This is a genomic window from Pseudoalteromonas sp. Angola-4 (assembly GCF_028599265.1).
In the GTDB taxonomy this organism is placed as follows: domain Bacteria; phylum Pseudomonadota; class Gammaproteobacteria; order Enterobacterales; family Alteromonadaceae; genus Pseudoalteromonas; species Pseudoalteromonas atlantica.
The window spans coordinates 463,002-481,900 of record NZ_JAQREK010000001.1 but is presented as its reverse complement, the minus strand read 5'-3'; the positions used below and the strand labels follow the sequence as shown (position 1 = coordinate 481,900).

Annotated in this window: 18 protein-coding genes; 9 read left to right on the top strand and 9 right to left on the bottom strand. The window is 41.2% G+C overall.

The features are described 5' to 3' along the window. Positions 1 to 10 precede the first annotated feature (10 nt). The 3 genes from PSH48_RS02245 to aspS all read right to left on the bottom strand — a co-directional run bounded on the left by PSH48_RS02245 (position 11) and on the right by aspS (position 2,835). On the bottom strand, positions 11 to 607 hold the full coding sequence (locus PSH48_RS02245; RefSeq protein WP_273610813.1) for a pentapeptide repeat-containing protein: 597 nt from the start codon (positions 605 to 607) through the stop codon (positions 11 to 13). A 29-nt stretch (positions 608 to 636) separates the two neighbouring features. Then, positions 637 to 867, bottom strand: coding sequence for a hypothetical protein (locus PSH48_RS02240; RefSeq protein WP_024033669.1), 231 nt, complete (start codon positions 865 to 867; stop codon positions 637 to 639). A 189-nt stretch (positions 868 to 1,056) separates the two neighbouring features. Then, entirely contained in the window at positions 1,057 to 2,835 is a 1,779-nt protein-coding gene (gene aspS / locus PSH48_RS02235) for an aspartate--tRNA ligase (protein ID WP_138579443.1), read from the bottom strand. Between the two features lie 610 nt (positions 2,836 to 3,445). Here aspS and PSH48_RS02230 point away from each other — a divergent pair. Both PSH48_RS02230 and PSH48_RS02225 read left to right on the top strand, forming a co-directional pair. Beyond that, positions 3,446 to 4,294 carry a DUF72 domain-containing protein gene (locus PSH48_RS02230; protein WP_138579441.1) on the top strand — a complete coding sequence of 283 codons (849 nt, stop codon included), beginning with the start codon at positions 3,446 to 3,448 and terminating at the stop codon, positions 4,292 to 4,294. A 13-nt stretch (positions 4,295 to 4,307) separates the two neighbouring features. Further along, positions 4,308 to 4,805, top strand: a complete 498-nt coding sequence (locus tag PSH48_RS02225; RefSeq protein ID WP_138579439.1) for a M48 metallopeptidase family protein — start codon at positions 4,308 to 4,310, stop codon at positions 4,803 to 4,805. Between the two features lie 236 nt (positions 4,806 to 5,041). Here PSH48_RS02225 and PSH48_RS02220 read toward each other — a convergent pair whose 3' ends face one another. Then, complete coding sequence (locus PSH48_RS02220) at positions 5,042 to 5,731, bottom strand: DUF3334 family protein (RefSeq protein ID WP_004588943.1); 690 nt, start codon at positions 5,729 to 5,731, stop codon at positions 5,042 to 5,044. Positions 5,732 to 5,847: 116 nt separating this feature from the next. Here PSH48_RS02220 and cmoA point away from each other — a divergent pair, with 116 nt between their 5' ends. The 5 genes from cmoA (at position 5,848) to PSH48_RS02195 (ending at position 10,454) form a co-directional block, all read left to right on the top strand. Continuing rightward, entirely contained in the window at positions 5,848 to 6,573 is a 726-nt protein-coding gene (gene cmoA, locus PSH48_RS02215) for a carboxy-S-adenosyl-L-methionine synthase CmoA (protein ID WP_004588942.1), read from the top strand. A gap of 12 nt (positions 6,574 to 6,585) precedes the next feature. Continuing rightward, positions 6,586 to 7,554: a tRNA 5-methoxyuridine(34)/uridine 5-oxyacetic acid(34) synthase CmoB gene (gene cmoB, locus PSH48_RS02210; protein WP_054982276.1), complete on the top strand. Its 969-nt coding sequence runs from the start codon at positions 6,586 to 6,588 to the stop codon at positions 7,552 to 7,554. Positions 7,555 to 8,000: 446 nt separating this feature from the next. After that, entirely contained in the window at positions 8,001 to 9,053 is a 1,053-nt protein-coding gene (purM, locus tag PSH48_RS02205; RefSeq protein ID WP_138579437.1) for a phosphoribosylformylglycinamidine cyclo-ligase, read from the top strand. Beyond that, a complete protein-coding gene (purN, locus tag PSH48_RS02200; protein WP_004588939.1) occupies positions 9,053 to 9,700 on the top strand; it encodes a phosphoribosylglycinamide formyltransferase in 648 nt (215 codons plus the stop codon). The genes purM and purN overlap by 1 nt, the downstream gene beginning before the upstream one ends. 16 nt (positions 9,701 to 9,716) lie before the next feature. Next, positions 9,717 to 10,454: a DUF3108 domain-containing protein gene (locus PSH48_RS02195; RefSeq protein WP_029772580.1), complete on the top strand. Its 738-nt coding sequence runs from the start codon at positions 9,717 to 9,719 to the stop codon at positions 10,452 to 10,454. 73 nt (positions 10,455 to 10,527) lie between these two features. On the opposite strand, the gene PSH48_RS02190 is transcribed toward PSH48_RS02195, so the two are convergent. Next, the gene (locus PSH48_RS02190) at positions 10,528 to 11,292 is read right to left on the bottom strand and encodes a class II glutamine amidotransferase (protein ID WP_004587229.1); all 765 of its coding nucleotides are present in this window, start codon (positions 11,290 to 11,292) and stop codon (positions 10,528 to 10,530) included. Positions 11,293 to 11,589: 297 nt separating this feature from the next. Here PSH48_RS02190 and fadE point away from each other — a divergent pair, with 297 nt between their 5' ends. Continuing rightward, on the top strand, positions 11,590 to 14,046 hold the full coding sequence (gene fadE, locus PSH48_RS02185; RefSeq protein ID WP_029772579.1) for an acyl-CoA dehydrogenase FadE: 2,457 nt from the start codon (positions 11,590 to 11,592) through the stop codon (positions 14,044 to 14,046). Positions 14,047 to 14,050: 4 nt separating this feature from the next. Here fadE and PSH48_RS02180 read toward each other — a convergent pair whose 3' ends face one another. Both PSH48_RS02180 and PSH48_RS02175 read right to left on the bottom strand, forming a co-directional pair. Beyond that, complete coding sequence (locus tag PSH48_RS02180) at positions 14,051 to 15,163, bottom strand: DUF6136 family protein (RefSeq protein WP_273610812.1); 1,113 nt, start codon at positions 15,161 to 15,163, stop codon at positions 14,051 to 14,053. After that, a complete protein-coding gene (locus PSH48_RS02175; protein ID WP_064386947.1) occupies positions 15,160 to 15,750 on the bottom strand; it encodes an ABC transporter ATP-binding protein in 591 nt (196 codons plus the stop codon). The genes PSH48_RS02180 and PSH48_RS02175 overlap by 4 nt, the downstream gene beginning before the upstream one ends. Positions 15,751 to 15,917: 167 nt before the next feature. Between PSH48_RS02175 and PSH48_RS02170 the strand changes: the two genes are divergently transcribed. Further along, positions 15,918 to 17,840 carry a S9 family peptidase gene (locus PSH48_RS02170; RefSeq protein ID WP_273610811.1) on the top strand — a complete coding sequence of 641 codons (1,923 nt, stop codon included), beginning with the start codon at positions 15,918 to 15,920 and terminating at the stop codon, positions 17,838 to 17,840. A gap of 68 nt (positions 17,841 to 17,908) precedes the next feature. Here the strand turns inward: PSH48_RS02170 and PSH48_RS02165 are convergent, their stop codons facing one another. Beyond that, positions 17,909 to 18,475 carry a transcriptional regulator gene (locus PSH48_RS02165; protein WP_273610810.1) on the bottom strand — a complete coding sequence of 189 codons (567 nt, stop codon included), beginning with the start codon at positions 18,473 to 18,475 and terminating at the stop codon, positions 17,909 to 17,911. 267 nt (positions 18,476 to 18,742) lie between these two features. Further along, complete coding sequence (locus PSH48_RS02160) at positions 18,743 to 18,889, bottom strand: helix-turn-helix domain-containing protein (RefSeq protein WP_223230549.1); 147 nt, start codon at positions 18,887 to 18,889, stop codon at positions 18,743 to 18,745. Between the last annotated feature and the right edge of the window lie 10 nt (positions 18,890 to 18,899).

Here is an 18,899-nt window from a genome sequence, read left to right as displayed (position 1 = left end):
TCCTCACATATTAATCGCAAAGCTCAATATTAAGGCTTGTAAGTAAATTAAGAGCTTCAAAGCGCTCAAACTTAGCACCCGCTAACGTATTACTGTTTAAATCTATATTAAATTCTGTAGCCCCTACAAAGTCACACTCAGTTAAAGTGGTTTGAAAAAACTCACTATCGCGAAAATTACTTCCTGTAAATGTACTTTGCTTTAAATTGGCATGTCTAAAATCAACATTTTTTGCAAAGCAGTGTATTAATTTTAGTGATTTTAAAGTTAATTCATAAAAAGAGCAGTTACTAAGCTCACAGCTATTAAAGCTCACCGGCGCATCAATACTTAGCGCTCCCCAATCTGCATCGCCCCATTGCACGCTGTTTAACTTACAATGGCTAAAGCTTACATTTTCAAGCGAGCTGTATCCCCATTCAATGCTCGATAAATTGCAATGCTCAAAGCTGCACTCTATAAATCGACACGTTTTAAATTGCCCCTGAGATAAGTCGCAATTTATAAACGTACATGCTTCAAATTCTGTGTTTTGGAGTGTGTGTTTTGCTAGATGTAAGGCACTAAATTGCTGATCGCAATAATAGCTATTATTAGAAATTGGCACTGTGACTATGTGTCCGTATTTAGGGTTGTTTAATGGGCATAAGGGCTGGTTTTTGGCAAGTCTTGTTTAAGCGCTAATAAGGCGATAAAAATTAAGCCAAAGAGCGGAAATACCGCTAAACATCCGCCTACAAAAGCTAAAACGCCCGGCATGGTGCTTTTTCGTTTACCTATTTTGTAGCTAATAAGCGCAAAAATTGGAATGCAAAACAAAATAAAAAAAGCTAAAAATTCACCAAATAATGTCAGATTAAACGACATAAGAACTCCCTCTCTATTGAATAATATTTGATACCAAGCAACTTAAATATTTAACTATTCTAGCGTGCTAAATAGACTAATAACTTAACACGATTAGTATGAACTGGTTTAAATTTAACCATAAAAAAACCCCTAGGCATACTCCTAAGGGTTTTTAAATCTAGCTAAGCGCATTTGTTGCGCGCGGTATTACTCTTCGCTAGGAATTGCTTTTTCTACCACACTGATTGCAAGCTCAGTTAACGAGTCGCTATTAGCTTTGCTAGGTGCATCGGTTAATAAGCACGATGCTTGAGTGGTTTTAGGGAATGCAATAACGTCACGAATGTTATCGGTACCACATAAAAGCATAACTAAACGGTCAAGACCAAAGGCTAAACCAGCATGTGGTGGTGTGCCGTATTTAAGGGCATCAAGTAAAAAGCCAAACTTGTCTTGTTGCTCTTGCGCATCAATACCTAAAATTCTAAATGCTGCTTCTTGCATATCAGCATTATGAATACGTACCGAACCGCCACCTACTTCGTAGCCGTTTAATACCATGTCGTAAGCATCTGAAATAGCCGCGGCAGGGTTTGCTTCAAGCTCTTCTGCGCTAATATCTTTTGGTGCTGTGAATGGATGATGCACAGCATGTAACGTGCCTTCGTCATCTTCTTCAAACATTGGGAAGTCAACAACCCAAAGTGGCGCCCAGCTATCAAGGTTAGTGATTTCTAAATCAACACCAAGCTTCAAGCGAAGCGCGCCCATTGCTTCGTTTACAACGTTGCGTTTATCGGCACCGAATAAAATAATGTCGCCCGTTTGTGCATTAGTACGCTCAAGTAACTGGGTAATTACCTCTTCGTTTAAAAACTTAGCAACTGGAGATTGAACGCCTTCAGCGCCTGCATCGCGGTCGTTTACTTTCATCCACGCCATACCTTTAGCGCCGTAAATGCCAATAAACTTAGTGTAATCGTCAAGTTGCTTACGCGAAAGCTTAGCGCCACCCGGTACTGTTAATACAGCAACGCGGCCTTTTTCGTCATTAGCTGGGCCTGAAAATACGTTAAACTCTACGTCTTTTACTAAATCAGCTACATCAACAAGCTTCATTGGGTTACGTAAATCTGGCTTATCAGAACCGTAAAGGCTCATTGCTTCGCTGTAAGGCATAATTGGGAAATCGCCTAAATCAACGTTTAATAATGATTGCCACATTTCACGGATCATTTTTTCAGTCATACCACGTACTTGATCAGAGCTCATGAACGAGGTTTCTAAATCTATTTGGGTAAATTCAGGTTGGCGATCGGCACGTAAATCTTCGTCACGGAAACATTTAACAATTTGGTAGTAACGGTCAAAACCCGACATCATCAACAATTGCTTAAACAACTGTGGCGACTGTGGTAATGCGTAAAAGCTGCCTTTATGAACACGGCTTGGTACTAAGTAATCGCGTGCACCTTCTGGTGTTGCTTTTGTAAGTACAGGTGTTTCAATGTCTAAAAAGCCATTGTCATCTAAAAAGCGACGAACAAAGCTGCTTGCTTTAGCGCGCAGCTTAATACGGTCGCTCATTTCAAGGCGACGTAAATCTAAGTAGCGGTACTTTAAGCGGCGCTCTTCAGAATTGGTTTGATTAAAATCAAGCGGAAGCGGCTCAGAGCGGTTAATAATAGTTAGCTCAGTACCTAAAATTTCTACTTCGCCTGTTGCCATGTCTTTATTTACTTGGCTTTCTGGGCGCGCACGTACAACACCTTTTAACTGCACACAAAACTCTTGGCGAAGTTTGTTAGCGTTATCCATTAGTCCTTCAACCTCTGGATCGAATACAACTTGTACTAACCCTTCTCTATCGCGTAAATCGACAAAGATAAGTCCACCAAGGTCACGTCGTTTGTTGATCCAGCCACATAGTTCAACTTCTTGATCTACGTGAGTTTTATTTAGCTGTCCGCAATATATAGAGCGCATAGTTTTCCTGTCAGATAAAAGGCTTAAACGGTTATATTTATTTGTTTTAAGGCGTGTGATTTAAAAAACTGGTCACCACAATACAAATAAAGCCGCTAGCAATCTAAAAATAATCAAATTAAGCCCTGCATTATACCCAAGTAGTATCAAGATGCTAGGGCGTGTTGAACGTTGGTGGTTGAATTTGCAGCAGTATGTTTGGCTTTTAGGCAAGGCAGAGTCTATGTAGTGTGGTTATTCCCCATAAAAAGGCGATAACGCAGCATAAATGCCAAACATGCGCTGCCCTTTGGGTTCTTTCTAGGGACGATTAACTCTTTGTTGCCTACATGGATGTAGGTAAGGGGCGTGAGCAGGACGCGGAAGCTTTGCTCGATTTTTACTTATTCTTACAGGGATGTAAGTCATTAGAATAACGCAGGAGCAGTTATCGAGCCCACTAGGTTACAAACCTCGCGCCGCGATTTAATCGCCCCTAGATTGAACAAATTTCAATCTACAAAGATCAACACGCCCTAGAGCGTGTGTTTAGCTTTGTAATGTTAATTTGCAGCAAGCACCGTATGTATTTGGTACACTTACGCCACGAAGTCATTAAGCCACCCTTTTTATGTTATATATTGGATGCCCTCAGTGGTCGAGCAGCGCCTGGAAAGGCAACTTATTTACCCGCCAATGTAAAAATGCCGATATGCTAAACCAATATGCCCAGCATTTTAACTCAGTTGAAGGCAATACCAGCTTTTACGCAGACCCAGCGCCAAGCACTGTTTTACGCTGGGCTCAAAGCGTACCCGAGGACTTTAAATTTACGTTTAAGTTTCATCGTCGCTTTAGCCACGAGCTTGCGCTTAGTAATGTTCAAACAGAACTTAATGACTGGCTTACGTTATTTGCCCCAATACTTGAAAAAACAGGGCAAATAATGCTGCAATTACCCAAAGCGTTTGGTCCAAACGATTTACCTAAATTAACGCAATTTATTAGCTTGCTCCCCAAAGAGCTAAATTACGGCGTAGAAGTACGCCATAGTGATTTTTTTAAAAAAGGTGAGGCCGAAATTGCCCTTAATCAGCTATTAATGGCAAATAATATAAACCGTATTTCTATGGATACCCGTGCGCTTTTTGCAGTAAAGCCCACCACCGAGGCTTTAATAGATGCACAACAAAAAAAGCCCCACTTACCGGTACATGCAATAGCTACTGGCTCGCAGCCGATGGCACGCTTTGTAATAGCCGATTTACAAAACGACTATAAACCCTTTTATAAACCGTGGCTCAATAAAGTAAAACAATGGCTTGATGAGGGAAAAACCCCGTATGTTTTTTTTCATACTGCCGATAACCGTGAATCTCCACTCCTTGCTAGGCAGTTTTGTGAAGACCTAGGGTATAATCACCCGGTATTAAATCCATTCAGCGGCGAAAAAGAAGCCCACCAGCCAACGCTTTTTTAAATAGAGAATAAAAATGAGTGAATACGCACGTTACTTTACCGGCTACCCAGCTAACATTGTTGAGCAAGTATTAAGCCTTATAAATAACAACAAGGTATGTGACTACTTACTTAAAAAATACCCACATGCGCACACCATCACCACCGACAAACTACTTTACAGCTACGCCACTGATTTAAAAAAGCAGTATTTAAAAAACGCCCCACCGTTTGGCCGCGCTGCATTTAAAAAACAAGGTGATATGATTACCAACGCACTCGGTACTCACACCTACCGCATGCAAGGTAAAACCCGTAAGCACGATTTAGCCATAAACAGCGATTTACTGCGCGCACCTGAGCCACTGTTAAAAGCGCTAGTCGTACACGAACTCGCCCACTTTAAAGAAAAAGACCACAACAAGAGCTTTTATAAATTGTGCTGCCATATGGAGCCGCAATACCATCAGTTAGAGTTAGATTTACGGATTTTTTGTGTGGTGGTGGCAATGGGAAAGAATCCTTATTCATGAACGGTCAGCGGTCAGCGGTCAGCGGTCAGCGGTCAGCGGTCAGCGGTCAGCGGTCAGCGGTCAGCGGTCAGCGGTCAGCGAAAAATAAATACAACCTAACTCGTAATCAAAGTTCTCAATAAAAAAACGCGATATAAAATCGCGTTCTCTTTGGTAACTTTTCTACTGACCGCTGATAGCTTAAAACTGACAGCTCAAAAGCACGTTGGGTTTCGCTTCGCTCAACCCAACCTACATTACAGCCCTAGCTCAGCCATAAAGTCATCATCGGCATCATCTTGTTCTGCTTCTTTTGACTTAGCTTTTGCTTTTTCGGCCTTTTGCTTAGCTTCGTTTTCGATAATGTCATCAGGGTCTATCGCTTCTACAATGTCAAAGTCATGTAGTTTAATAAACTCTGTTTTATCCATTGCCAGCTCTAGGTAAAAAATATTTTGGTTGCGCGTAGTAAAGGTTACGCGGCGTGCTTGTGGGCGATCCATAGTGGTATCAACCGATATTTGCACTTGTTTATTAATCGCCATCATTTTTGGCTGGTTTTGCGTAATAGAGGTATGTAACTGCTCACGCACTTTAGAAGTGAAGTCACCAACAATTTGGTTCATCAGCTCGCCCATTACATTTGAAACGTCATCTGATAAATGACTGTGGGCAATTTCTTCTTCAGGCATGCCCATATTGCGCATGTAATCGCCGTAAATTTCCATTGCCGCTTGCGCTGTAAAATTAGTGACTACTAGCCCCGTAAAGCCACCATCAAATAATACAAAACAGCCAATGTCTGGACGCATACAGGTGCGCGTTATTTTTTGCACCATAGCCGAGTAGCTAATTTCGTTACCACTGGCTGATGACAGAACACCCGTCACTGAATGACATAGGGTTGCTAATATATCGTCTGTGCTAATTACCTTACTTTTGCTCATTTAACGTTCTCTTTTATACTTATTATTCATAATTCTAGCCAAGCTACTGAATTTATCACTGACTATCCAGTATAAAATGTTAAAATAGTGCCATTATTTTTAAAGAGACTGCCTTAGTGAGTATAAAAGACAGTATTTACGCCTCTGAGCAACAAGTAAAAGATTTTAGCTTCGACCAAAATGTGGTTGAGGTTTTTCCGGATATGATCCAGCGCTCTGTGCCTGGGTACGCCACCATTGTAAGCACTATGGGTAAATTGGCCGGTGAATATGCGCAAAGTAATTCAAACCTTTACGATTTAGGCTGCTCGCTTGGTGCGGTTACCCTAAGTATGCGCCGTAATATTCGCACCGATAACTGCCACATTATTGCTGTAGATAACTCACAAGCTATGGTTGAGCGTTGTAAGGTACATTTACAAGGCTTTAAGTCAGACGTGCCTGTTACAGTAACTTTAGGCGATATTAACGAGCTTGAGATTCAAAATGCGTCGGTAGTGGCCATGAATTTTACCTTGCAATTTATTCCGCCTTTACAGCGCCAAGCCGTGCTTGAAAAAATTTACGCTAACTTAAAACCCGGTGGCGTCCTGCTCCTTAGCGAAAAAATTAAAGCCGAAAACGAGCAGTGCGATAATTTATTAATTGATTTGCACCACGACTTTAAACGCCACAATGGCTACTCAGAGCTTGAAATAAGCCAAAAACGTACTGCCATTGAAAACGTGATGCGCCCCGATACGCTAAGCACTCACTTTAATCGTTTAAGCGACATTGGTTTTAGCCAAACGCAGGTGTGGTATCAATGTTTTAATTTTTGCTCAATGGTAGCAATTAAATAAAGAGAGTGACTTATGTCTCAATGGTTTAACCAATTTTACGCAGCAATTGCACAAAGCCCACTTAGCCACTGGCTAGAAACCCTGCCCGCTCAATTAAAGCATTGGCAAAACGAGGCAAGCCATGGCGATTTACCAAAATGGCAAAAAGTACTTAAAAATCTGCCAGAAGTAAAAACAACCCACGTTGATATCGCCACTAAAGTAGAAATTGGCGCACCGGGGGAGATGAGCGAAGGCGAGCAAAAACAAGCCACGCATTTATTAAAACGCATGATGCCATGGCGCAAAGGCCCCTTTACTGTACACGGTATTGAAATAAACACAGAGTGGCGCAGCGATTGGAAGTGGGACCGCCTACTTCCTCATATTGAGCCATTAAAAGGCCGCACAGTATTAGATATAGGCTGTGGCTCTGGCTATCACTTATGGCGTATGCGCGGTGAAGGCGCTGAATTTGTAGTGGGTATTGACCCTTCTGATTTATTTTTGTGTCAGTTTCAGGCCATTAAACATTACAACCCAGACGAAAACGTGCATTTATTACCATTAGGTGTAGAGGCACTACCCGAGCTTAAAGCGTTTGATACGGTGTTTTCTATGGGGGTGCTGTATCACCGCCGCTCGCCTATCGATTTTTTAGCGCAGTTAAAAGCGCAGCTTCGCCCAGGTGGCGAACTCGTGCTAGAAACGTTAGTAATTGAAGGCGATGAAAACACCGTACTGGTACCTACCGACCGCTACGCAAAAATGCGCAACGTTTGGTTTATTCCAAGTACTGCTGCACTAAAACTGTGGATGGAGCGCGTTGGCTTTAAAGATGTGCAAATAAAAGATTGCGCAATTACCACGCTTGATGAGCAACGCAGGACCGACTGGATGGAAAACGAATCGTTAGTTGATTTTTTAGACCCAAACGATACCAGTAAAACCATTGAAGGTTACCCTGCTCCACTTAGAGCAATACTAACTGCCAAAGCATAAATAACTAAAAAGCACCCAGGGCGTGTTGTTCTTTGATGGTTGAATTTGCAGCAGTGTGTTTGGTTTTTAGGCAAGGCAGAGCCTGTGAAGTGTGGTTATTCCACATAAATAGGCAATAACGCAGCATAAATGCCAAACATGCGCTGCCCTTCGGGTTCTTTCTAGGGACGATAAACTCTTTGTTGCTCGATTTTTACTTAGCCCACTAGGTTACAAACCTCGCGCCGCGGTTTAATCGCCCCTAGATTGAACAAATTCCAATCCGCAAAGGTCAACACGCCCTAGGGTGCTTTTTTTGTGCAATTAACAAACTAATAGCGGACAAGTGTCCTTGTTAATTATTTCAAAACTATATTTGAGCTAGCCGCGCAGTTGCAATTGTTGTAAAATACGCGCGTTTCTAAGCTATCGAAAAGCAACCCCAAGCAATTATTTGAGGAAAACCTGTGAGCGAACAAAAACAGTCATTAAGCTATAAAGACGCGGGCGTAGATATCGACGCTGGTAATGCACTTGTTGAGCGTATTAAAGGCGTAGTTAAAAAAACGCGTCGTCCAGAAGTAATGGGCGGAATTGGTGGTTTTGGCGCTCTTTGCGAAATTCCAGAAGGTTACAAACAGCCAGTACTAGTGGCAGGTACTGACGGTGTAGGTACTAAACTACGTTTAGCTATCGACTTAAAAAAACACGACACTGTAGGTATTGATTTAGTTGCAATGTGTGTAAACGATTTAATAGTACAAGGCGCTGAACCCCTGTTTTTTCTAGATTACTATGCAACAGGTAAACTAGATGTAGACACAGCGGCCGATGTAGTAACCGGTATTGGTAAAGGCTGTGAGATTTCTGGCTGTGCCCTGATTGGCGGCGAAACAGCTGAAATGCCAGGTATGTACGATGGTGAAGACTACGACATGGCCGGTTTTTGTACCGGCGTAGTAGAAAAATCTAAAATTATTGATGGCACAAAAGTAGCAGCCGGCGATCAACTTATTGCCCTTGCCTCTAGCGGTCCGCACTCAAACGGCTTTTCTTTAATTCGTAAAGTGCTTGAAGTATCAAACGCCGATACGAACCAAGTTATTGACGGCAAAACACTAGGCGAGCACTTACTAGAGCCAACCCGTATTTACGTTAAGCCTTTACTTGAGTTATTTAAGCAAGTAGACGTGCATGCCCTATCGCATATTACTGGCGGCGGCTTTTGGGAAAACATTCCGCGTGTATTACCTGATTCTGCAAAAGCAGTAGTTAAAGGCGATAGCTGGGAGTGGCCAACCGTTTTTAACTGGTTACAAGAAAACGGCAATATTACTACGCACGAAATGTACCGTACATTTAACTGTGGTGTAGGCATGGTATTAGTAGTACCAGGCGATGCGCTAGAGCAAAGCTTAAGCATTTTAAAAGAGCTTGGCGAAAACGCATGGCACCTTGGTGAAATTCAAGATGCTGTTGCCGGCGAAGAGCAAGTAGAAATTGTAGGTGGTGCTAAGTAATGGCACCCATTCGCTTAGTGGTATTAATATCGGGTAGTGGTTCTAATTTACAAGCCATTATTGATGCCTGCGAGCGCGGCGAAATAAACGGACACATAGCGGCTGTTATAAGTAACAAAGCAGACGCTTACGGCCTTGAGCGTGCAAAACAAGCAGGTATTGCTACAAAAGTGCTCAGTCACAAAGATTTTGACTCGCGCGAGGCCTATGATGCGCAATTAATGAACGTTATTGACTCTTTTATGCCAAATCTAGTTGTATTAGCTGGGTTTATGCGTATTCTTACTCCTAGCTTAGTGCAAAAGTATGTTGGAAAAATGTTGAACATTCATCCATCTTTGTTGCCTAAGTATCAGGGGCTGAATACCCACCAAAGAGCAATTGATGCAAAAGACGATGTTCATGGCGTAAGTGTTCATTTTGTAACTGAAGAGTTAGACGGCGGTCCCGTTATTCTTCAGGCGCAAATACCTGTACTCAAGGATGATACAGCAGAAACATTAGCTAAACGCGTGCACGAACAAGAGCATATAATTTATCCTTTGGTGGTCAAGTGGTTCAGTGAACACAGACTTACTATGGAAGCAGATTATGCAGTTCTTGACGAAAAACAACTTCCTGCACACGGCGCGCACTACCCACAATAAAAAAATAAGTGCCCTGCTGTTATGTGTGGGCGCTTTACTTCCTACTAGCCTAATTGCAGGCGAACTAACAGAGTATCAAGCCAGCTACGATATTTTACGCAAAGGTAAAAATCATGGCGAGGCAGTACGCGAACTTAAAAAAGTTGGCGAGCAAACATATCAACTTACTTATCACAGCAATATTGAGTGGATGATTTTCTCTGACAAGCGAGAAGAAACCTCAGTATTTACTTTTTTAGATAACAAAGTCACTCCTCATCATTACAATATGGTGCGTACCGGCACCGGCCCAGATAAAGATTATAAAATAGACTTTGATACACAAAATAAAGTGGTCACCAGTAGTACTAGCGAATACCCGCTAAAGTGCGAATGGACTGACGAATTTCAAGATGCTATTTCGTATCAAGTACAAGTACGCGAAGGCTTAAAAAAAGGCGAAACTTATTTTTCGTTTCCGCTTATTGATAAAAAAGGCAATCGCCGCGACTACAACTTTGAAGTGGTTGGCAAAGAAATGATTTCGTTGCCAATTGGTAACGTAGAAGCTATAAAAGTAAAACGTTTATACGATAACGATAAACGCCAAGCCCTTGCCTGGTTTGCACCAGAAATGGACTACATGCTTGTACGTATGTGGAAAGGCGAAAAAGGCATGGAGCAGTTTGAGGTACAAATGAATTCATTTACCGTTACCCAACCTGTTTCTACTCCAGTAAGTGAAAGCAGCGAAGTAAGATCAGAAGCGCCGTAAACACGGTGATAGCAAACACAAAAAAACGCGATTTTATATCGCGTTTTTTTGTGTTTGCTTTTAGGCTAATTAACTAAATTAGTTCGCCCATTTTAAATAACGCAAACTCCCCTGGCTGCATTTTTTGCCAGCGTTCGTCGTTGGTTAATGGCCGTGTAGCTATTACTGTTACTACATCGTTTGGGGTGGTTTCTTCGTTAAAGTCAACCACCATATCGGCATCAATTAACGTTGCTTTACCAAATGGCGCTCGGCGCGTTATGTAGTGTAAGTTATTCGTGCAGTAAGCCAATACAAATACGCCATCGGTCAATAACATATTAAATACGCCCTTTTCACGTAACGTATGTGAAAGCTTAGCCGCATATCTAAATACAGAGGCCATATTAGAGGGACGTTTTGGGTATTTTTCACGAATTTTATCTAGCAACCAACAAAACGCCAGCTCACTGTCGGTGTTACCCACAGGGCGATAATATTGTGGTTTTAAATCGTGATAGTTAGATAACTGGCCATTATGTGCATAGGTAATTTCGCGCCCCCAAAGCTCACGAGTAAACGGGTGGGTATTTTCAAGGCACACTCGACCACGGTTGCCTTGGCGAATATGGCTAATTACCGACACGCTTTTAATGGGGTAAGCTTTTACTAGCTTGGCGATTTCTGATTGATAGCTTGGCTCAGGATCTTTAAAGGTTCTACACCCTTTACCCTCATAAAACGTTATACCCCAGCCATCTTTATGCGGGCCAGTATTACCACCGCGCTCTAATAAACCTGAAAAACTAAAACAAATATCCGTAGGTACGTTGGCTGACATGCCAAGTAATTCACACATTAATAAACTAACCCTTAAAAAATACGTATAAATAGCGCTGTACTTTACTGTGCGCTACAACAGACATACTTACTTAAAAAAACTTTTTTGGCTAGCTGATTTACTGATTTTTAGTGCTTAAATAATTGCTGTGATTGAATTAAACACAGCAGTGGTGCATGCTCGTTCCTTATAAAGGGAATAAGGATAAGCATAATAGCTAGTTTGTCGTTAATTTAACGGTGTAATGTACTTGAAACTTACGCTCACTAGCGCTACTCTAACTGAGGTGGTCTGACCTCTATTAAGGAATAAGCAATGACACTCATATTTACACTCGGTTTAATCGCACTGCTCAGCATCGCGGTTTACCACAGAGCGAGTTGGAACACAGCACTTGGTGTTTCTGCCGCAACATTATTAATTGGTACCTTTGCAGGTGCTTTTGGTTTAATTAGCTGGTTGATCTTTTTGATCATCGCAGTTCCTCTTTCTGTTACTGGCATTCGTCAGCAATATATTATCAAGCCGATTTTTACTACCTTTAAAAAAGTAACGCCAAGCATGTCTGACACTGAAAAGTCAGCAATCGATGCCGGTACTACGTGGTGGGAAGCTGATTTATTTTGTGGTAACCCAGATTGGAAAAAGCTACACCAATACCCAGTACCAAAGCTGACTATTGAAGAGCAAGCCTTTATTGATGGCCCTGTAGAAGTAGTATGTAGCATGCTAGATGATTGGGAAGCAACACACGAGCTTACCGATTTACCGCAAGATGTATGGCAATATCTAAAAGATAATAAATTCTTTGCCATGATCATCAAAAAAGAATACGGCGGTTTAGAGTTTTCTGCGTTTGCACAATCATGTGTTCTGCAAAAGTTAACCAGTAAATCGACCTTACTATCGTCAATTGTAGGTGTACCTAACTCGTTAGGCCCAGGTGAATTACTACAGCACTACGGTACTGAAGATCAAAAAAATCATTATTTACCGCGCTTAGCCCAAGGCCAAGAAATTCCATGTTTTGCATTAACCTCGCCAGAAGCAGGCTCTGACGCGAGCTCAATTCCTGATTACGGTGTAGTGTGTAAAGGGCAATGGAACGGTGAAGAAGTAGTAGGTATTAGCCTTACCTGGAACAAGCGTTACATTACTCTTGCACCAGTGGCTACAGTACTTGGTCTTGCCTTTAAACTACAAGATCCAGATGGTTTACTAAGCGACAACAAAGAGCCAGGCATTACCTGTGCACTTATTCCAACTAACACGCCAGGTGTTGAAATTGGTCGTCGCCACTTCCCGCTTAACGTACCATTTCAAAATGGCCCGACTCGCGGTAAAGATATTTTTGTACCCCTTGATTACATTATTGGTGGCCCAGAAATGGCTGGCCAAGGCTGGCGAATGCTGGTTGAATGTTTATCGGTTGGCCGTGCAATTACATTGCCATCAAACTCTGCCGGTGGCATTAAAACAATTGCCGTAGCAACAGGTGCATACAGCCGTATTCGTCGTCAGTTCCGTTTACCAATTGGTAAAATGGAAGGTGTTGAAGAGTCACTGGCTAAACTTGCAGGTTACGCTTACAGCTCAGATGCAGCAGTTAGTATGTCAACGGGTGCGGTAGATTTAGGTGAAAAGCCATCGGTTGTTTCAGCTATTATTAAATACCACCTTACCGAGCAAATGCGCGAGTCGACCATTCATGCAATGGACGTACTTGGCGGTAAAGGGATTATGCTTGGGCCAAATAACTATTTAGGTCGTGGCTATCAAGGTGCCCCTATTGCTATAACAGTAGAAGGTGCCAACATCTTGACCCGTAATATGATTATTTATGGTCAAGGTGCAATTCGCTGTCATCCATTTGTACTAACCGAGCTTGGTGCTTGTGAAATTGAAGACCGCGAAGAAGCGCTTAACGTATTTGATAAAGCGCTAATGGGCCACATTGGCTTTACGATGTCGAACCTTGTACGTACTAAGTGGCTTGCGCTTAGTGGTGCACGTTTTACTAGCGTACCGTACAAAGACGACACCGCAGAGTTTTACCGTATAGCATCACGCTTTAGTGCATCGCTTGCGCTTATGTCTGACATTAGCATGGCGGTATTTGGTGGCTCGCTTAAACGTAAAGAACGTATTTCAGCACGTTTAGGTGACTTACTAAGTTACTTATATTTAGTGTCTGCAACGCTTAAACGCTATAACGACGAAGGCCGTAAACAAGAAGATTTAGCCCTAGTAAAATGGAGCTGTCAGGATCATCTTTACCACTGCCAACGTGCCCTTGCTGATTTAATCAATAACATGCCGTCTGCCCCATTACGTGGTGTATTAAAAGTATTGTTGTTCCCGTTTGGTCGCCCGGTTCGTAAACCTACCGACAAACTTGAGCATAAACTAGCACAACTACTTCAAGTACCTAGCGAAACGCGTAACCGTTTAGCAAGCTATGTTTACTTAAAAGATGAGCCACTAAACCTAGTTGGCCGTCAAGAGCAAACACTTAAAGACGTACTGGCTGTAGAGCCGTTATTTGAACGAGTATGTAAAGAAAAAGGCCTTAAACTGCCATTCTTCCAACTTGATAAAGTAGCGCAAATGGGCCTTGAAGCTGGCATATTAAGCCAAGCAGAAGCTGATAAATTAGCCGCTGTTGAAAAAGCCCGCTTAGATGTGATTAACGTTGATGACTTTGACCCAGCTGATTTATTAGCAGGCAAAGCCGCACGTAAAAGCGAAGACAGCAAAGCAGATGCAGCTTAACCCGTTAGGTTAACGCAGCCAACAGTCCGCCTGTTGTGATCATCCAAACCAGCGCGTAATGCGCTGGTTTTTTTTGCACGATAGCTTGTTGGAGTGCGCACCAAATAATGCCAGTTAATAGCAACAAGCCATTTGCTTGGCTGAATAAAGCAAAAAAACCAATAAGCGAAAGTAAGAGCACAATTAAACTAGGAACAAATTGGCCAATAAAAAATGCTGTTTGCTTATTCTGCATTTTAAAAAACACACTATATTGTTGATGTAGATGACTACAATCAAATTGTAATGAACTACTAAACAACACCACAAAAGCTAGTGACAAAATACTAAATATATCAGCTAAATTAGCGCGCTCTTGTAGTAGTACCTCAAATGCCATAAATACGCACAACAATAAAGCACCTCGCCAAATCAAAGTCCAGCTGTTGTGTATAAAAAACATTAGCCAAAAGCCTGTAAGTGAGCTTAGATCTAACTTAGCTGCAAAATTAAAAGGTACCATTAAGGTGCTTAAGGCAAATAACAGCACAAAGCCACACTGATAAATCAGTGGACTTACATCAAACGGTAACATTAGCCACATTGCAGATAACAAAAATCCATAAACAAGCGCTATTGGCTTGTATAAGCATAAAATGCCGAGCGTAAATTGTAATAGTAAAAACACCAAAAAATGCGGCGCCCTAAGCCACTGGTTAATGCTCAGGTCAACCGCGATAACAAGGCTTGCAATCAACCAGCCATTACTTAACAGCAAAAGCTTTATATCCATCAAACCAAGCCAATACCGCTTTACCAATGTCTGTTGAAACGCTCGTTGGGCTGAGTTTTTTATTGCGGACTTCATTGCGCTTAACATTACACTTTGTAGCAGCAAATACAGCCAAGCCATTTGCGCAACATATTGAGGTGCATCACTACTATCAATAATTTTTCCAAGCCCTAAAAAAAGTAGCAATATCAAACCCAACACTGACGAGCCTAACACCACTAAAAAAAACACCCCAAAGCTTTTCAGTTGGAATAATAATTGTGTAAGTTCAGTCTTGTATGTCAGAAAACGATAATCCATAAAAGAGCGGTATTGGCCAATTGATTGTTTTAAATTTGCAATCATAAAGGCATACACTCAAAGCCATGCAGTAAAAAAGGCTCGGGCTCGTGACAGGTAATAATTATTTGACCTTGTGGCTTATTTACTAAATATTCATCAAGTAAAATTAATAAATACTCAATACTCGCTTGATCAAGCGCTGCACTGGGTTCATCTAACAGTAAATACGGTGCATCGCGCATAAGCGCTAAAATTAACTGACACTTCTTTTGGTTCCCTGATGATAGAGCGTCAAAGCGCGTATTTAGAAATTCATTAAAATTAAATCCATCGACTATAGCTGTTGGCCAACAACAACCAAATGTATTTGAGGATAAGTTAATTATTTGCTTTGCTGTTAAAAAGTCGGGTAAAGCAATACTGTCAGAGGCAATAGCAATTTGCTTATGTGGTTCGGTTAATGTGTTTCCAGAAAACAAAAGCTCACCACTTTCGTAAGTTTCAAGCCCCGCTAACATCATCAATAGAGTTGTTTTCCCTTGGCCATTAGGTGCTTCGATGCATATTTTAGGTGCACAGAATCGCACGTTATAACCGTTGTACAATATGTTTTCAGCAAACTGTTTATGTAACCCAATGACTTCTATCATAAATACCCACTTTTCAACGAGTTATCATTATAGCGAATACTTATATAAAAACGATTTATGGTTTGTAACACTTTATTACTGTTTGCATATCAGAAATACTTGCGTTTGAAAAACGTTAGGTCAACACTTCTAAATGAAAACATAACTATAAACCAAGGAATGTACCTATGAAAAAAGCCCTCAAACTTGCCTGTATTACCTGTGCTGTATCTCTTGCATTAGCGGGTTGCAATCAATCTAATAGTTTAGGCTCTAGCGCTGTAAAAACTGAGCAAACACAACAAGTAAAAACCTACGACGCAAAAACTTTTTTTGACACCACCTCTATTATGGGCAGTAGTTTTTCACCAAGTGGAGATAAAGTGTTAGTCAGTAGCGATGAAAGCGGCATTTACAGCATATACGAAGTCGATGTTAAAACCGGTAGTAAAACCCGCTTAACTAATTTTGAAGACAGTACTTACCCAGTACGCTATTTCCCTAATGATGAGCGTATATTGTTTACCAAAGACTCAGGCGGTAACGAACGGTACCATGTTTACGTGCGTGAAGTTGACGGTTCAATCAAAGATTTAACCCCTGGCGATGAAACACGAGCTGGCTTTGCAGGCTTTACAAAAGACGGCAGCCAGTTTTTTATCTCAAGTAATCAGCGTGATGCCAAATTTATGGATTTATATCGTGTAGATAGTGAAACCTATAAAGTGTCTCCTGTTTATCAAAATGAGCTCGGATTAGATGTTGGCGCCATTAGCCCCGATGGACGCTTTATTGCTTTATCTAAAAATAATAGCAATAAAGACAGTGATACATACATTCTTGACACTTATAAAAAAAACCTCAAGCCACAACTTATATCCCAGCATGATGATCCCGCACAATATACGCCTGAAACCTTCTCTGCTGATGGTAAATATTTATATTACTCTACAGACGAAAAAGGCGAGTTTTCACAAATGTGGCGCTATGAGTTAGCCACAGGTAAGCACACGCCGGCCTTAGAAGATGAGTGGGATGTAACCTTTATCTATTTTTCTAAATCTGGTCGCTACCAAGTAAGTGGTGTCAATGCCGATGCCAGTACCAAAGTGTCTATTTTAGATACTCTGACAGGTAAACAAGTTGCTATGCCCGCCCTACCCAATGGTAATTTACACGGTGTGAATTTCTCAAGTGACGAGAAAACCATGGCGTTTTATTTAAACTCAGACACCTCACCAAGCAATTTATTTGTTTGGCAAGTCGGTAGTAATAAAGCTAAGCAGCTTACTAACACATTAAGTAAAGACATAGATCAAAACGACTTAGTAGAGAGCACCATTGTACGCTTTAAAAGTTTTGATGATCTAGAAATACCAGGCGTGTTGTATAAACCAAAACAAGCCAACAGAAACAATAAAGTACCTGCGCTGGTGTGGGTGCATGGTGGTCCTGGTGGGCAAAGCCGTACTGGTTACAGAGCAATGCAACAACATTTAGTTAATCATGGCTATGCTATTTTTGCCGTTAATAACCGAGGTAGTTCAGGATACGGCAAAACATTTTTTCATTTGGATGATAAAAAGCACGGCACTGACGACTTACAAGATATTGTGTACGGTAAAAAGCACCTGCAGAGTTTAGAGTGGGTTGATGCAGATAAAATTGGCATCATAGGGGGCAGCTACGGCGGCTTTATGACTGCTGCTGCCCTTGCTTTTGAGCCGGAAGAATTCAAAGTCGGTATTAATATTTTTGGGGTTACTAACTGGGTAAGAACGCTAAACTCAATTCCACCCTGGTGGGAGAGTTTTAAAAAGGCGTTGTACGATGAAATGGGCGACCCTGCAACAGATGGTGAGCGTCATCGGGCTATATCGCCACTATTTCATGCTAAAAATATCACTAAACCTTTAATGGTAATACAAGGCGCTAACGATCCACGTGTTTTACAAGTTGAAAGCGATGAGCTCGTTGCCGCAGTCAAAGCCAATGGCGTGCCAGTAGAGTATGTATTGTTTGATGATGAAGGGCATGGTTTTACTAAAAAAGAAAACCGTATAACAGCTTCTAACGCTTACTTAAACTTTTTAGATACCTATCTAAAATAGCGCTTAAGCCCATACAACTATGGGCTAAATTTAAGATAAAAGCTGTGTGCTTGTTCGCATACAGCTTTTTATGCGTGACGCGTTAATTTTGGTTCTAATACCGCCAGAGCTAAACCTAAAACAGCTGCAAATAATCCAATAAACTCAAGCCAGGTATTACCTGCATGTGATATGTAGCGTGGGACAGCATTTGTTGTATAAACACGTTTACCACCCGTCACTTCTTCGACAAATGATTCACCGATATACTCATCCATTAATTTAAAAAGTTCAACACGCCTAGCAAGCATCTCTTTAAGTTTTGCTGTACGCTTTTCAGCACTGGGATCTATTATATAATCTTTCCAATGATTGAAAACATTGAGTGGTTCATCATTTTTAATAATTCCAATTGAGCGATACTCATAAAAATGTTCGTTAAACACATAATTTTTATGGCCTGCATAAAATAGTGCACACCCAAACGAAATTAAAAACATTGCTAAATAAATCAATTTACGCTGAGTTACTGAAGTGCTCACAGCTTTATTTTTATACCACTGCTCAACATCCGGTATCTGCATAAGCCTGGTTTTATCATGACTTGATACAATCGGCTTCATAAACTCATCAATTGAAAGATCTAATGCTATCAATAAGGCTCTAAATATTTCATTCGAGGGAATTGATTTATCGTTTTCAAGTTTTGATATATACCCAAACCACCTCAAGATGCAGAATTCAGCGTCTCACAGGGGCTTAATATCAAGGCGTTACTTTGCAACAATGGCAGTCCCTTTTAAGAAGTAACAACGATGAGAGTAAGTGCCTGTGAAACGCCCAAAGGGTTGGTTTAAAAGCGATTGATACTGCGTTATTGATTTTAACAATAGAACCACTATTAATTGCAATCAATGCCTTGCCTAAATCGCTTTTAATTCCAACTGAAACTCGCATCTTGAGGTAGTTTGGGTATGATTTTGCTCTATCCCTACTTGCTGGGCAAATTCAGGTTGGCTCAATTTTTTATTATTTCTTAGCTGCTTTACTTGTTGACCTAGTGTGCTCATTTTAGTGCTT

Excerpts from the sequence above, each read along its gene's own strand:
- cmoB (WP_054982276.1), top strand. The coding sequence starts at position 6,586 with ATGTCTCAATGGTTTAACCAATTTTACGCAGCAATTGCACAAAGCCCA.
- PSH48_RS02230 (WP_138579441.1), top strand. The coding sequence starts at position 3,446 with ATGTTATATATTGGATGCCCTCAGTGGTCGAGCAGCGCCTGGAAAGGC.
- purN (WP_004588939.1), top strand. The coding sequence starts at position 9,053 with ATGGCACCCATTCGCTTAGTGGTATTAATATCGGGTAGTGGTTCTAAT.
- PSH48_RS02190 (WP_004587229.1), bottom strand. The coding sequence starts at position 11,292 with ATGTGTGAATTACTTGGCATGTCAGCCAACGTACCTACGGATATTTGT.
- PSH48_RS02220 (WP_004588943.1), bottom strand. The coding sequence starts at position 5,731 with ATGAGCAAAAGTAAGGTAATTAGCACAGACGATATATTAGCAACCCTA.
- PSH48_RS02225 (WP_138579439.1), top strand. The coding sequence starts at position 4,308 with ATGAGTGAATACGCACGTTACTTTACCGGCTACCCAGCTAACATTGTT.
- PSH48_RS02170 (WP_273610811.1), top strand. The coding sequence starts at position 15,918 with ATGAAAAAAGCCCTCAAACTTGCCTGTATTACCTGTGCTGTATCTCTT.
- PSH48_RS02160 (WP_223230549.1), bottom strand. The coding sequence starts at position 18,889 with ATGAGCACACTAGGTCAACAAGTAAAGCAGCTAAGAAATAATAAAAAA.
- PSH48_RS02240 (WP_024033669.1), bottom strand. The coding sequence starts at position 867 with ATGTCGTTTAATCTGACATTATTTGGTGAATTTTTAGCTTTTTTTATT.
- aspS (WP_138579443.1), bottom strand. The coding sequence starts at position 2,835 with ATGCGCTCTATATATTGCGGACAGCTAAATAAAACTCACGTAGATCAA.
- fadE (WP_029772579.1), top strand. The coding sequence starts at position 11,590 with ATGACACTCATATTTACACTCGGTTTAATCGCACTGCTCAGCATCGCG.
- PSH48_RS02175 (WP_064386947.1), bottom strand. The coding sequence starts at position 15,750 with ATGATAGAAGTCATTGGGTTACATAAACAGTTTGCTGAAAACATATTG.
- PSH48_RS02180 (WP_273610812.1), bottom strand. The coding sequence starts at position 15,163 with ATGATTGCAAATTTAAAACAATCAATTGGCCAATACCGCTCTTTTATG.